Source organism: Actinomyces sp. Z5, from assembly GCF_003287795.1.
GTDB classification, from domain to species: domain Bacteria; phylum Actinomycetota; class Actinomycetes; order Actinomycetales; family Actinomycetaceae; genus Actinomyces; species Actinomyces glycerinitolerans.
Genome location: NZ_QMIN01000071.1, coordinates 83375 through 96391 on the forward strand (window position 1 = coordinate 83375; position 13017 = coordinate 96391).

Genomic DNA, 13017 nt, shown 5'->3' on the forward strand with positions numbered 1-13017 from the left:
AACCCACCCCCTCCCAGCACCCCGACCGACCCGCGCCCGGCAGCGAAGCGACGTAGCAGACGCACCCCGGGAGCCCGGCGTTGGCGATGCACCCGCCGCCAGCCACAGCACACGCACCTCAAACGCTACTGACCCAGGCATCAATGAAAAGGCCCGACCCCCGCACTCCAGCTGACAGCACCCACCCCCACCAACCACACCCACCAACGCGAAGAGCCCGTTAAGGGCGACGATTCGCCACTTGCTGCGACGGTCCGTGAGGTAGACGCCCGAACCGTCGCCGTTCATGACGAACCGTCGCCATTCACAGCGAATCGTCGGGGCTACCTGCCGAACCGTCACGTCAACGCTCGAATCGTCGCATCGGATCACACGGGCCTACGCCTCCGGCAGGGTCGTGACAGGTACGGCGTCGTCCCGGCCAATCATCGCTGATTCAGCACACACCGATAGCGGGCGCAGCCGGGCCAACGCGGGTCCTCGAGTGCGGGCGCAACCTGAAAACCCAGGGCACGGTAGAAGTCGACGGCGTCGTCGGCGGTCTCCGCGACCACGAGGGAGCCCAGCCGGGCAGCCTGGCCCACCAGTAGGCGGCCGATCCCGCGCCCGCGCGAACCGGCGGCCACGGCGAGGTACTCCAGCAGCACGTGGTCCCTTTGTACTACGCACGCGGCCATGGAGGAGGGATGCCCCTCTGCCCCGGTGCCGAAGACAACCATGCCGGGTAGCTCCTCTGCGAGGATCCTGCGGATCTCGGCACCGGGAAGTCCAGCGGCCTCACGCATCAATGCGTGCATCTCGTTACTCGCCAGGTCGCCCGCGGTCAACTGCCGCACTTCTTCGGACATGGCGCCATGCTAGGGCGCCGTTGCCGGCCTCCTGTCGACGCTCACAGCCTGTCCTGACCAACGAAGTCCGGCGCGTGGACAACGAACAGTCCGTGCGCCTCTTATACGCTCTTGTACAGCCTCATAGACACTCTTATACAGTCGCACCTCGCCTCTTGTACACTCAGCACGGACTCTTACACACTCTTGTACATGATTGTCGACGAGCAGGATCTCTTGGAGGCTCTCGCCCGACTCGAACTCGAGGGCGGCGACTGCCTGGATCTTGAGGCGAAGACCTTTTCCGAGTACTCCCGCGATGCGCTCGGCCAGCCCCTGTCTGCCTTTGCCGACCTCCCCAGCGGGGGCACAATCCTCCTCGGGGTGAACCCGGTAGCAGTCGTCGGGCTCCAGGATCCACGCGAGCAGATTCAGGCACTGGTCTCTCAGGCCCGTCAGGGATTCTCCACCGAGATCCTGGTCGACGTCCGCAGCATAGAGCTCGAGAGCAGGACGGTGGTCGTAGCGAATGTGCAGGAGGTGCCGACCAACGCCAAGCCCTGCCGTTGGAAGGAGAACGGCGCCTCCTATCTGCGTCAGTACGACGGCGATTATTGGATGTCACTCCAGGAGGAGCAGTAACTCCTGATACGTCATCAACGTCCCCGTGGGGACACGCTTTCTGTCCCGGGTACCTCGATAGATAATCTCGACCCGGACCTGGTAAAGAGCTTCATACGCAACGCACGGGCGGAGTCAACCGCACTGAGGGAACAGTCGGACGCAGACGTCCTGCTCAACCTGAACATCCTGACGGAGGAGCGCGTAGCAACGGTAGCCGGCCTGTACGCCCTACCCGCAGAGACAGTTCCCTACTCTGGCAATCACGGCGGTGGCCACAGGCGATGAAGGCGGCTCACGGGCCACCGACCGGCTCAGGATCGACGGACCGATTCCGCGAATGCTTACCGCAGCCGTTGAGTGGGTGTCTCAGAATGCGCGCACCAACATCGAGCTCGGCGAGTACGGACACGCCCGCAACGTGTACGAATACCCGCCGGTCGCCGTTCGCGAACTGATTGCTAACGCGCTGGTCCACCGCGATCTGTCTGAGCCAGCCTTATCGAAAGGAGTGGAGATCCGCCTGACGCGCGACCGTCTCATCATCTCAAGCCCCGGCGGCCTGTGGGGACTGACCGTGGATCAGTTGGGTACTCGTGACGGTAAGTCGGCCGTCAACGAGCGCCTGTACGACATCTGTACTTTCACCACCGACGCCGATGGACGTCGCATGATTGAGGGTCTGGGAACCGGCATCCGTGCTGTGCGCGAAGCCCTGCGCCAAGCCGATATGGAGCCTGTCCGCTTCCAGGACACCGGCGTACGATTCACGGCGCTGTTGCCGAGGGCGGTCCTGCTATCGCCGGCCGATCTGACTTGGCTCGCCGACCTCGACACCGAGGGGTTTGGAGTCGACCAGCGTCATGCCCTGGCAGAGATGAGACACGGCCGATCCTGGACAAACTCCACCCATCGACGTCGATTCGGCCTTGACTCCGCGCAAGCGCGGCGACAGCTGCAGGAGCTTGTCAACCTGGGGCTCGCCGAAGTTTCAGGAACGAAGGGCTCAACGTCTTATGCTCTCGCCCCGATCGAACAACAGCCCGACAGCTCGGAACACTCGAACCACGAGGTCGAAGACCAGGTTCCTGAGGAAGTAATCGCTGTTTCCGCCAATGCCGCCGCGGTCTGGTCCTGTCTGACCACACCGAAAACGCGCGCGCAGATCACCGAGGCGACGGGATTGACCGGCCGCCAGGTCAAATGGGCGCTTGATCATCTGAAGACAGCGGGCTTCATCGTGTTCCAGGGACGCCAGGGTTCTACCGTCACTACGTCGCGCTTGACTCCCGTCTGAGACGCCCGCCCCCGCCACCGCCGCAGCTGGCAGAATCGGCGTCATGGTCGACCTCGCCACCGTCTCCCCAGCCATCGCCCTCGGCCCGCTCGACGGCCGCTACCGCGCCGCCGCCGCGCCACTGGTCAACTACCTGTCCGAGGCGGCCCTGAACCGGGCACGCCTGCGCGTGGAGGTCGAGTGGCTCATCCACCTCACCGACCACCGGGTGCTGCCCGGCGCCCCCACGCTGTCCGACGCCGAGAAGACCTACCTGCGCGGCGTCGTCGACTCCTTCGGCGCGGCGGAGATCGCCGAGCTGGCCGAGATCGAGGCGGTCACCCGCCACGACGTCAAGGCGGTGGAGTACCTGCTCAAGCGGCGCCTGGACGCCGCCCCGGACGTCCTGGGCGCCACGGCGCTGCCCGAGGTGCACGAGATCGTCCACATCTTCTGCACCAGCGAGGACATCAACAACCTCGCCTACGCGCTGACCATTCGCGACGCCGTCGCGCAGGTCTGGCTGCCGGCGGCCCGCGGGCTGGTGGACGACCTGGCCGCCATGGCCCGCGAGCACGCCGACGCCGCCATGCTCGCCCGCACCCACGGCCAGCCGGCCACCCCCACCACGCTCGGCAAGGAACTGGCGGTTCTGGCCCATCGGCTGCGCCGCCAGGCCACGCGGGTGGAGGCCGCCGAGTACCTGGGCAAGATCAACGGCGCCACCGGCACCTTCGGCGCGCACGTGGTCGCGGTGCCCGGCGCCGACTGGGAGCAGATCGCCCGCGCCTTCGTCGAGTCCCTGGGCCTGACCTGGAATCCGCTCACCACCCAGATCGAGTCCCACGACTGGCAGGCGGAGCTGTACGCCGACGTCGCCCGCTTCAACCGGATCGCCCACAATCTGGCCACCGATGTCTGGACCTACATCTCGCTGGGCTACTTCCGCCAGCGCCTGAGTGCGCAGGGGTCCACCGGCTCCTCCACCATGCCGCACAAGGTCAACCCGATCCGCTTCGAGAACGGGGAGGCGAACCTGGAGATCTCCTGCTCCCTGCTGGATACGCTCGCCGCCACCCTGGTCACTTCCCGCCTGCAGCGCGATCTGACGGACTCCACCACCCAGCGCAACGTGGGCGTGGCCTTCGGGCACTCGCTGCTGGCGATCGACAACATTCGCCGCGGCCTGGCCGGGCTCGACGTCGACCACTCCCGCCTGGCGGAGGACCTCGACGCCACCTGGGAGGTCCTGGGCGAGCCGGTGCAGCAAGCCATGCGCGCGGCGTCGGTGGCCGGGGCCACCGGCATGGCCGACCCCTACGAGCGGCTCAAGGAACTCACGCGCGGCAAGCGGGTCACGGCCGCCTCCATGCGCGAGTTCATCTCCTCTCTGGGCATGCCCGCCGACGTCGAGGCGCGGTTGCTGGCGCTGACGCCCGCGACCTACACGGGCCTGGCCGCCCGCCTGGTTGGTCACCTGGACGACTGAGCCGCAGTGCCGCAGGAGCGCCGACCTGCGATGGTGCCGCCTTCGACGACGGCGTGCGCCGTATGCGACGACGCGCCCAGACGACTCGGGCGTCGAGGCGCGGCGGGGCCTCACATGCTGGCGAAGACGATCATGATCAGGATGAAGACCACCCAGCCGATCCCGGTTGCCACCAGCTTCTCGATGTTGCTGGTGTCTTGGTTCTGATTGCTCTGATTGCGCGGTTGGGGTGCCGGGCGTGAGCCGTTTGGCGCCGAGGCCGGAGGGCGTCCGTAGGGATCCTGCCGGGCCGGCGGACGCGGCCGCGGTGCCTGCGGTACGTTCTGCGCCGCGTTGGCCGACACGGCCGCACCGGGCTGCTGGGGCATTCGCACCTGCGGGCGTGGGTAAGGGCTCCGGCCCGCGGCACCGGGAGCGGCCTGCGTCGGCGTTGTGCCGGGCAGCCCCACGGGTCCACTACCGGACGCCGTAGGCGTCAGCCCATAGCCGGAAGGGGCGGAAACAGGCCGTGAGGGGGGCTGCGCCTGGGGGCGAGCAGTGGACTGACGGTGGCTGGCCCGCTGCGTCGTCTGCTGGTGCTGCGTGCGGCTACTGGGTGGTGCCGTTGCAGCGGGACGCGACGCGCCGGATGTTTGCGCGGGGCGCGGTTGGGCGCCCTCGACGTCGGACGCGGGCGCGGCGTCTAGCACCGAGACGTCGAAGATGGGCGAGCCCATGAGCGGGTCGCCCAGGACACTGCCGAAGGGGGCGTCGTCGAAGCCGATGTCGCTGGGTTCCCAGCCGATCGGAGCCCATGAGGCCTCCAGGTCCGCGGGGACGCGCTGCTCAGTCATATGACCAGCATCCCACAGCCGATGCATCTCAGCCCAGGCATCATCCCTCCCACACTCTCCTCCTGACGAGAGCCTCGATACGGGGAACCACCCGCATCGCTGTCACGGAATGCACCAGTTTCAGCACAGGCCGTGGGTGACCCTCTACGGACATCCGCATGATTACGCGGATCACAGTGTCGGCCGTACATCGACACGAATGAAAGTGGTGCACTTTGTGACACCACCTGCGTGCCATCTGCTTGGGTCTCGCCACCTCCCCCACTGAATGCAGCTGCAAGCAGCCAGATTTCAGACATCGGGTGCCAGCCGCCGAATCCGTCGCCTTCCCCGACACTTTGCACCCTGCTCCGAGGCTTTGTTCTCTGGTGTGCGGCAAACTCCCGTACACCAGGAGGCGAAGGGTCGCAGCAAGCGTTCGTGGTGAGGTGTCCGGTCCACCCAACGGGCATTGCAACCCCTACCCCCTAGGGGTATCGTAAGGGCCGTCGGTCAGCACAGATCGGCCGGCACTACGTGCACCACGTACGGGCAGGAGGAGTGATGGCCGGATATACGGGAACCAAGGAGGACTACCTCAAGCGGCTCAGCCGCATCGAGGGCCAGGTGCGCGGCATCTCGCGCATGGTCCAGGAGGACGCCTACTGCATCGACGTACTCACCCAGGTTTCCGCGGTCACCAAGGCGCTACAGGCCGTCAGCCTCGGCCTGCTCGAGGATCACATGAACCACTGTGTCCTGCACGCGGCGCAGTCCTCCGACGAGGAGGGCCGCGCCAAGATCCGCGAGGCCTCCGACGCGATCGCCCGCCTGGTCAAGTCCTGACCCCGCCTCGCGGGCTGCGCCCGCCCACGCCGGCATCCGCCGCCCGCAAGCCAGACCCAAAACCGCACACCGAAATCAAGGAGCCCATCATGTCCGAGTTCACCGCCGACGGCGTCGACCGCACCACCACCCTGAGGATCTCGGGGATGACCTGCGACCACTGCGTCACCCATGTAACCGAGGAGCTGGAGGCCCTCGACGGCGTCAAGAACGTCTCCGTCATTCTCAACAAGGGCGGCCAGTCCGTGGCCACGGTCGTCTCCGACGTCGTCCTGTCCGACGCCGCCCTGGCCGAGGCCATTGACGAGGCGGGCGCCTACACCCTCGACGCCGTCGAACGCGACGCCGCCTGAGCTCACACTGGAGGCCGATCAACACATGTCTGAGCCGACTCAGCCCACCACCACCGACCTCGCCCCCAGCCCGGCGCCGGTCGCCACCGTCGACCTCGCGGTCGGGGGGATGACCTGTGCCTCCTGCGTGGCGCGCGTGGAGAAGAAGCTGGGCAAGCTCGACGGGGTCGAGGCCTCCGTAAACCTCGCCACCGAGTCCGCGAAGGTCACGCTGACGCAGCCGGTGTCCAACGAGGAACTGATCAACGCGGTAGCCCGGGCCGGTTATACGGCCACCGTCACCGACCGTACCGAGCTCCGCGCCGACGACGGCGCCCCGGCGCCCGACGCCACTTCCAACACCACCGCCGAAGCCCGCGCCGAGCGGGCTCCCGGATCCGGTACGGCGAGCACCTCCGAGTCCGACAACGCCGGGGCACTCCTCCCGAATACCGATACCGCCGCCGACACCGGGCCCGTCGGCACGTCGACTGCCCCGGACTCCGCGACGCCGCCGACACCGCCCCCCGTGTTCGGCCAGTCGCAGGCCGACCGCGCCGAGTACCTGCGCACCCGACTGATCGTCAGTCTGGTGCTGTCGATCCCGGTGATGGCGCTGTCAATGCTTCCGGTGCTGCAGTTCACCGGCTGGCAGTGGGTGCTGGCGGCGTTGGCCCTGCCGGTGGCGACCTGGGGCGCCTGGCCCTTCCACCAGGCGGCCTTCCGGGCGATCCGCCACGGTGCCTTCACCATGGACACGCTGGTGTCGCTGGGCGTGATCGCCGCGACCGGCTGGAGTCTGTGGGCACTGCTCTTCGGCGGCGCCGGCGAACTGGGCATGCGCATGAGCATGGAGTTCATCCCGCGCGCCCAGGGGCACCAGGTGCACATGTACTTCGAGTCCGCCGCCTGGGTGACCACCTTCCTGCTGGCGGGCCGTTACGCGGAGGCACGCGCCCGCTTCCGCTCCGGCGACGCTCTGCGCGCCCTGCTTCAGCTAGGCGCCACCCAGGCCACCCGGGTCACACTGACCTCCCCCGCCGGTTCCACCGACGCCGTCGACGTGCTCGACGACGACGGCGCCCCCCTACCCGATGCCACCCGCTCCGAGGAGACGGTCGCGATAGACGCCTTGGCCGCCGGAGACCTGTTCGTGGTGCGGCCGGGCGAGAAGATCGCCACCGACGGCGTGGTCATCGAGGGCCGCTCCGCCGTGGACGCGTCCATGCTCACCGGTGAATCCGTGCCGGTGGAGACCGGCCCCGGCGACGCCGTCACCGGCGGCTGCATGAACACCTCCGGCGTGCTGCTGGTGCGGGCGACGGCGGTGGGCGCGGGGACCTCGCTGGCGCGCATCGGCGCAATGGTCACCGACGCGCAGGCCGGCAAGGCGCCCGTGCAGCGGCTGGCCGACCGCATCTCCGGGGTGTTCGTGCCCGCGGTGATCGTACTGGCCCTGGCCACGCTGGCGGTGTGGCTGCTGCTGGGGCACCCGGCGCAGCACGCATTCATGGCCGCCGTTGCCGTGCTGGTGATCGCCTGCCCCTGCGCCCTGGGGCTGGCGACGCCGACGGCGCTGCTGGTCGGCTCCGGGCGCGCCGCCCAGCTCGGCGTGGTCATCAAGGGCCCGGAGGTGCTGGAGTCCACGCGCACGCTGGACACGATCGTGCTGGACAAGACCGGCACCGTCACCGAGGGCCGCATGCGCCTGGACGCCGACGGGATCGTCACCTGGGACGCCGCCGAAGTAGAGGGCGGGGTGGGAGAAACCCTCTCGGATACCATCCGCGATCCTCGTTCCTCGGATCGCTCCCGCCAGCCCCACCACGCCTTCGAGGACCTCTCCCACCCCGCCCCGGGGCTCAGCGGTACACAGGCCGCCGCCCTCGCCCTGGCGGGAAGCGTGGAGGCCGCCAGCGAGCATCCGGTGGCCCGGGCGATCACCGAGGCCGCCAAGGAACGGCTCGAGCAGGTACCGGCGGTGCGGGACTTCTCCAACCACGAGGGGCGGGGCGTGTCCGGCACCGTGTCACTGGACGGAACCGCCTACCGGGTCCGGGTGGGCCGCCCCGCCTGGCTGGCGGAGCAGGGCGTGGACCTGCCCACGCAGGCGACCGACGCCGTCGCCGCCGCGCAGGAGTCCGGGGCGACGGCCGTCGTACTCGCCGTGGACGGCGTCGCCCGGGCGGTGCTGTCCGTGCGGGATACGGTGCGCTCCTCCTCCCGGGAGGCGGTTGCCGCACTGCGCGAGCTCGGCGTCCGGCCGATGCTGCTGACCGGTGACAACCGCCGCACCGCCGCCCGGGTGGCTCGGGAGGTCGGTATCGACGCCGCCGACGTGCGCGCCGAGGTGCTGCCGGGCGACAAGCGCGATGTGATCGCCGGTCTGCAAGACGAGGGCCGCGTGGTGGGCATGGTCGGCGATGGCGTCAATGACGCCGCGGCCCTGGCTCAGGCGGGCACGCGCGGGCTCGGCTTCGCCATGGGGTCGGGCACGGACGTGGCCATCGAGGCCGCGGACATCACCCTGGTGCGCGCCGACCTGGACGCCGTGGTGACGGCCATCCGCATCAGCCGGGACACGCTGCGAATCATCAAACAGAACCTGTTCTGGGCCTTCGCCTACAACGTGGCCGCGATCCCCCTGGCCGCAGCCGGAATGCTCAACCCGATGATCGCCGGCGCCGCCATGGCCGCCTCCAGCGTCATCGTGGTCACCAACTCCCTGCGCCTGCGCAGCGCCGGAAAATAGCTGGAGGACATTACCCTGACTACCTCCGGATTATCGGCTGCTGTTGCTGGCTGGTTGCCGGCCGCTGCCCCGGAGGAGCGCAGCCACCACTACGCCCCACCGCCCAATGTAACTCCGACAACGGTCAGCCCCAGCAGCCGACGCGGCACGCGCCGAGGACGGTCCGCTCCAGCATCTCACGTCCAGCGCATCAGCTTGGTGGCTGCCCAAAACAGTGCCGCCCCGACGACGCCAGTGACGCCGAGCCCGATCAGCGCGTCACTCGGCTCGGCAACGCCCGTCAGCGGCCAGCGCAACGCGTCAAGCAGGTAGGTCAGCGGCAGGAAGCCAGAAAGCGTCTGCATCCATCCCGGCAGAATCTTCAGCGGCAGCACCGCACCGGAGGTGAAGCCCATGGGCAGAACCATGATCATAACCGCCAGGGAGACTGCGGTGACGGTGGGCAGCACCAGGCCGACGAGCATGCCCAGCGAGTAGAAGACTAAAGTGCCCAAGAACACCGGCACCACGGTTAAGATCGCCCATGGCGACAACGTCACGCCGACCGCCGGCAAAAACCCGGTGAGCACGACGAGCACCGCCTGCACGAGAGCGGAGGCGACGGCGACGGCCAGCGCCGAGGCGAGGATTGAGCTCACGGTCATTGGCGCGCTGCGCAGAACACGTCCGACTCCGTTCTCCCGCCACTCGACAATTGTTACGGCACCGGCGAACATGCCAACAAAAGCCACTCCAAAGCCCATGACGTTGGGGCTGATGAGGTCAACGATGTCATGGCCGTCCATCCCTGGTTGGTCACCCATGGTCAAGGCAAGGACAACCAGCAGTGCCGGAGGTAATACATAGGAGAAGAACATGGTGGCCGGATCACGCAGATTGGTGCGCGCCAGGGAAACTGTTAGGGCTTTGAAGGGAGTCATGACTCGTACTCCTTTCCTGTGAGGTCCGTAAACGCATCCTCCAGAGTCGGGCCATGCACCTGCGCGCCTGCGGTCGGCACACCCGCAGCACCGAGAGCCGCAAACGCCTCACCCACGTCACGCACGTGAACCACCAACCCGTCCGCACTCACGGTCGCAGCCGTCACCACATCCAGGCCGGTCACCGCCTCCAAATACGGCACCGCCCCGGGCAGCAGCACCGAGGCATCACTACCCACACCGGCAACCAGAGCAGAGGGAGAGGCCGTCGTCACCACCCGGCCACCATCAAGAATGGTGACCACATCGCACAGGCGCTCGACCTCCTCCAGATGGTGAGTCGTATACACCACCGTCGTGCCCTCCTCACGCGCCGACGCCAGCATGGCCACCAGGTCATGACGAGCCGTCGCATCCAGAGCCGCCGTCGGCTCATCCAAGAACAACACCTCCGGCCGATGCACCATCGCCGAGGCCACCGCCAACTTCTGCCGCTCACCACCAGAAGTCCGCTCCACACGCGAGTTGCGCACGTGTCCCAGACCCATGGCCTCAATGAGTTGCTCAGCCCGTGCTTGTGAGGCGCCGAATATCGCGGCGATGGCGGAAAGGTGCTCCCACACCGTGGCACGAGAAAAGAAGGCCGTGGCCTGCGGCTGAATCCCCACCCGCACCAGCAGACGCGGATCACGCGGCAACGGTGCCCGACCCAGCAGCTCCACACTGCCCGCCTGAGCACGGCGCGCACCCTGGATGATCTCCACCAGCGTCGTCTTACCAGCACCATTGGGACCGATCACACCGTGGAACGCCCCCCGCTCCACCACCAGATCCACGTCCCGCAGCACCTGGCGTCCCGCATATGACTGGCACACGCCGAGAACAACCACCGGCTGCACGACAGTCTCCTTTCATGGTCGAGCCTTCGGATAACTCGACCATGACACAGCAGCGGGAGCCGGCTGTTCCGGCTTCCCTCCACGACCACTCCTACTTTGGTAGGAGGCTCATGATGTGGGCTAGTCTGTGGGCAGTCTTGAAAGGTCTCCCATGCCGACCCTGCCTCGTCCAGTGCTCGACGCCGCGCCGAGTCGGCTTCGTGCTGCGTGGCACGCCCACCGTGAACTCAGCGTCTTCACGGCCTTCAGCCTGGCCTTCTCCGCGTTGCCGGTGCTGTTCCAGAGGTTCACTTTCACCGACGCGGTGGGTTTAGTGGTGTCGTGGGCGCTGCTGTTGATCCCCCGACGCCCCTGGACCGCCACGATCATCCTCGCACTAGGCGCAGCACACGGGCTCGTAGACGCTCAGGGACCCGGATTGGTGATGGCCGGATGGTTCGCCGTGTACGTACTCGTTCGTCGGGGTGGGTATCGGCAGGCTATTGTCATTGTGATGGCCATGGTGGCCGGCAACCTCCTAGCCTGGCAGGCGGGAACGAAGATGAATGACCTGTTCATCAGCCAGGTGTTGTGGATTGCCGTCTGTATGGGTATCGCCGCACCTCTGCGGCTTGCTGACGCCAACGTCTCCCGGGCCCAGGCCGCTCACGCCCAAGCCCTGCGCGAGCAGCGCGCCCTCATCGCCCGCGAACTCCACGACACCCTCGCCCGCGCCAACACCCAAATCGTCCTGCGCGCCCAACAAGCACAAGCCCACCTCCACAACCCCAACCACACCGACCAGATCAACACCGCCCTAGACGACATCATCACCACCGGCCACCAATCAGTCCTCGACCTGCGCACCATGCTGCGCCTCCTGAGACAAGACACCAACACCCCACTAGACCCCGCACCCCCCACACCCGACCTAACCACCACCCTCACCCTCACACCGACCAACGAAAAGGGCAAACCGTGAGCCAAAACACCCAGCCCAGTCCGATCCGCGTTGTCATCGTGGATGACGACGCCATCGTGCTCGACTCGCTATCCATGCTCCTCGGTCGGGAAAACGGTATCGAAATAGTGGCCACCGCCACCAACGGCGCCGAGGCGGTTGATCTTGTCCACGACCACATGGTGGACGTCGTACTCATGGACATCCAGATGCCGGTTCTGGATGGCATTGGAGCAACCTCGCGGATCCTCGCCACCGGCGGTCATACCCGGGTACTCCTATTGACCACCTTCGATGACGATACCTTCCTCGATGGCGGAATCGCCGCCGGCGCTTCGGGCTTCCTTCTCAAGACCACGCCTGCCGCCGAGATCGCGGCGGCGATTCGGACCGTCCACGGGGGCGGTAAGGTCCTCTCGCCCGGACCCACCAGCCGCGTCTTGGACCGCTACGTGCGTGGCCAGCGCCCCAGTACCGGTTCCACCGCGGAACTCGATCTATCGGGGCGAGAGCGGGAAGTGCTTCGGCTTCTGTGTCAGGCACGCACCAACCGCCAGATTGCACGCCAGATGAACGTTGCGGAGACCACCGTCAAAACTCACGTTTCCTCGCTTATGCGCAAGATGGGGGTGGGTAGCCGACTGGAGATCGTCACCGAGGCGTACAAGCGGGGCATCGGCGGCTAGTCGTCCCTCCTCATTACGTCTCGTCGGGTTCTCTCGAAAGGCGGAATCGAGTGGGGACTCAATGATGAACAGACCACACAGCTACGTGGGACAAGATGCGGCTACCCCACCGGATCCACAACCGATAGGAAGTCACCGCACATACGTTCCCCTCGCACCCCCTCTGTCATCGCCATGTCCGTATCGCTCCCGGGGCTGGCAAGTCCCGCCACAGCAGCACCTGCCGAACCCCCATCTCCCATCCGTGTCACCGCCTCACCGAGCGAGTCATCACTGCCCATTTCGCCTGCATCATTCACATACCCGAAGTGGGGATGCCACATCGTCTCATATCGCAACTGACCGGTCCTTTTAATTTTGGATAGTTTGGGGCCTGGGGACGGTTTCCATTCCCAGGCCCGGTGCTCTTGCCTCGAGACCCTCTACCTAAGCGCGTTGTGCCGCTGCTGGTTGTCAGGCCAGCAGCGATCAAGAACCTGGATCCCTTCCGCATGGGCGCGGGGGGCGGTCTCGCCGCCCGCTGCTGGAGCCAGCCGTCCGGACAGAGGGGTGGCCCTGGCCGGTGAGGCCGTCGCCGGCCAGGGCCACCCTGAAAGGGTGCGCGGATGGTGCTCCGT

At 67.0% G+C, this 13017-nt stretch carries 12 protein-coding genes; 8 read left to right on the forward strand and 4 right to left on the reverse strand.

The window, feature by feature from the left end:
• Nucleotides 1-425 precede the first annotated feature (425 nt).
• Nucleotides 426-848, reverse strand: coding sequence for a GNAT family N-acetyltransferase (locus tag DRB06_RS10075; protein WP_111819854.1), 423 nt, complete (start codon nucleotides 846-848; stop codon nucleotides 426-428).
• A gap of 192 nt (nucleotides 849-1040) precedes the next feature.
• Here DRB06_RS10075 and DRB06_RS16655 point away from each other — a divergent pair, with 192 nt between their 5' ends.
• The 3 genes from DRB06_RS16655 to purB all read left to right on the forward strand — a co-directional run bounded on the left by DRB06_RS16655 (nucleotide 1041) and on the right by purB (nucleotide 4213).
• The gene (locus DRB06_RS16655) at nucleotides 1041-1469 is read left to right on the forward strand and encodes a helix-turn-helix domain-containing protein (RefSeq protein WP_258522230.1); all 429 of its coding nucleotides are present in this window, start codon (nucleotides 1041-1043) and stop codon (nucleotides 1467-1469) included.
• A gap of 319 nt (nucleotides 1470-1788) precedes the next feature.
• Nucleotides 1789-2745, forward strand: coding sequence for an ATP-binding protein (locus DRB06_RS16660; RefSeq protein WP_258522231.1), 957 nt, complete (start codon nucleotides 1789-1791; stop codon nucleotides 2743-2745).
• A 43-nt stretch (nucleotides 2746-2788) separates the two neighbouring features.
• Nucleotides 2789-4213 carry an adenylosuccinate lyase gene (purB, locus tag DRB06_RS10085; RefSeq protein ID WP_111819855.1) on the forward strand — a complete coding sequence of 475 codons (1425 nt, stop codon included), beginning with the start codon at nucleotides 2789-2791 and terminating at the stop codon, nucleotides 4211-4213.
• A gap of 110 nt (nucleotides 4214-4323) precedes the next feature.
• Here the strand turns inward: purB and DRB06_RS15855 are convergent, their stop codons facing one another.
• Nucleotides 4324-5046, reverse strand: a complete 723-nt coding sequence (locus DRB06_RS15855; protein ID WP_146750864.1) for a hypothetical protein — start codon at nucleotides 5044-5046, stop codon at nucleotides 4324-4326.
• Between the two features lie 543 nt (nucleotides 5047-5589).
• Between DRB06_RS15855 and DRB06_RS10095 the strand changes: the two genes are divergently transcribed.
• From DRB06_RS10095 to DRB06_RS10105, 3 genes are all read left to right on the forward strand, one after another.
• Nucleotides 5590-5871: a metal-sensitive transcriptional regulator gene (locus tag DRB06_RS10095; RefSeq protein ID WP_108965358.1), complete on the forward strand. Its 282-nt coding sequence runs from the start codon at nucleotides 5590-5592 to the stop codon at nucleotides 5869-5871.
• Nucleotides 5872-5960: 89 nt separating this feature from the next.
• Nucleotides 5961-6224: a heavy-metal-associated domain-containing protein gene (locus DRB06_RS10100; protein ID WP_073333677.1), complete on the forward strand. Its 264-nt coding sequence runs from the start codon at nucleotides 5961-5963 to the stop codon at nucleotides 6222-6224.
• A 25-nt stretch (nucleotides 6225-6249) separates the two neighbouring features.
• Complete coding sequence (locus tag DRB06_RS10105) at nucleotides 6250-8955, forward strand: cation-translocating P-type ATPase (protein ID WP_111819857.1); 2706 nt, start codon at nucleotides 6250-6252, stop codon at nucleotides 8953-8955.
• A gap of 176 nt (nucleotides 8956-9131) precedes the next feature.
• On the opposite strand, the gene DRB06_RS10110 is transcribed toward DRB06_RS10105, so the two are convergent.
• The gene (locus DRB06_RS10110; RefSeq protein ID WP_111819858.1) at nucleotides 9132-9875 is read right to left on the reverse strand and encodes an ABC transporter permease; all 744 of its coding nucleotides are present in this window, start codon (nucleotides 9873-9875) and stop codon (nucleotides 9132-9134) included.
• Nucleotides 9872-10774, reverse strand: coding sequence for an ABC transporter ATP-binding protein (locus DRB06_RS10115; RefSeq protein ID WP_111819859.1), 903 nt, complete (start codon nucleotides 10772-10774; stop codon nucleotides 9872-9874). The genes DRB06_RS10110 and DRB06_RS10115 overlap by 4 nt, the downstream gene beginning before the upstream one ends.
• A 151-nt stretch (nucleotides 10775-10925) precedes the next feature.
• On the opposite strand from DRB06_RS10115, the gene DRB06_RS10120 reads away from it, so the two are divergent.
• Both DRB06_RS10120 and DRB06_RS10125 read left to right on the forward strand, forming a co-directional pair.
• On the forward strand, nucleotides 10926-11735 hold the full coding sequence (locus tag DRB06_RS10120) for a histidine kinase (protein ID WP_111819860.1): 810 nt from the start codon (nucleotides 10926-10928) through the stop codon (nucleotides 11733-11735).
• On the forward strand, nucleotides 11732-12400 hold the full coding sequence (locus tag DRB06_RS10125) for a response regulator transcription factor (RefSeq protein WP_073333773.1): 669 nt from the start codon (nucleotides 11732-11734) through the stop codon (nucleotides 12398-12400). The genes DRB06_RS10120 and DRB06_RS10125 overlap by 4 nt, the downstream gene beginning before the upstream one ends.
• Nucleotides 12401-13017: the final 617 nt, after the last annotated feature.

Excerpts from the sequence above, each read along its gene's own strand:
- DRB06_RS10110 (WP_111819858.1), bottom strand. The coding sequence starts at position 9,875 with ATGACTCCCTTCAAAGCCCTAACAGTTTCCCTGGCGCGCACCAATCTG.
- DRB06_RS16655 (WP_258522230.1), top strand. The coding sequence starts at position 1,041 with ATGATTGTCGACGAGCAGGATCTCTTGGAGGCTCTCGCCCGACTCGAA.
- DRB06_RS15855 (WP_146750864.1), bottom strand. The coding sequence starts at position 5,046 with ATGACTGAGCAGCGCGTCCCCGCGGACCTGGAGGCCTCATGGGCTCCG.
- DRB06_RS10105 (WP_111819857.1), top strand. The coding sequence starts at position 6,250 with ATGTCTGAGCCGACTCAGCCCACCACCACCGACCTCGCCCCCAGCCCG.
- DRB06_RS16660 (WP_258522231.1), top strand. The coding sequence starts at position 1,789 with ATGCTTACCGCAGCCGTTGAGTGGGTGTCTCAGAATGCGCGCACCAAC.
- purB (WP_111819855.1), top strand. The coding sequence starts at position 2,789 with ATGGTCGACCTCGCCACCGTCTCCCCAGCCATCGCCCTCGGCCCGCTC.
- DRB06_RS10120 (WP_111819860.1), top strand. The coding sequence starts at position 10,926 with ATGCCGACCCTGCCTCGTCCAGTGCTCGACGCCGCGCCGAGTCGGCTT.
- DRB06_RS10095 (WP_108965358.1), top strand. The coding sequence starts at position 5,590 with ATGGCCGGATATACGGGAACCAAGGAGGACTACCTCAAGCGGCTCAGC.
- DRB06_RS10100 (WP_073333677.1), top strand. The coding sequence starts at position 5,961 with ATGTCCGAGTTCACCGCCGACGGCGTCGACCGCACCACCACCCTGAGG.
- DRB06_RS10075 (WP_111819854.1), bottom strand. The coding sequence starts at position 848 with ATGTCCGAAGAAGTGCGGCAGTTGACCGCGGGCGACCTGGCGAGTAAC.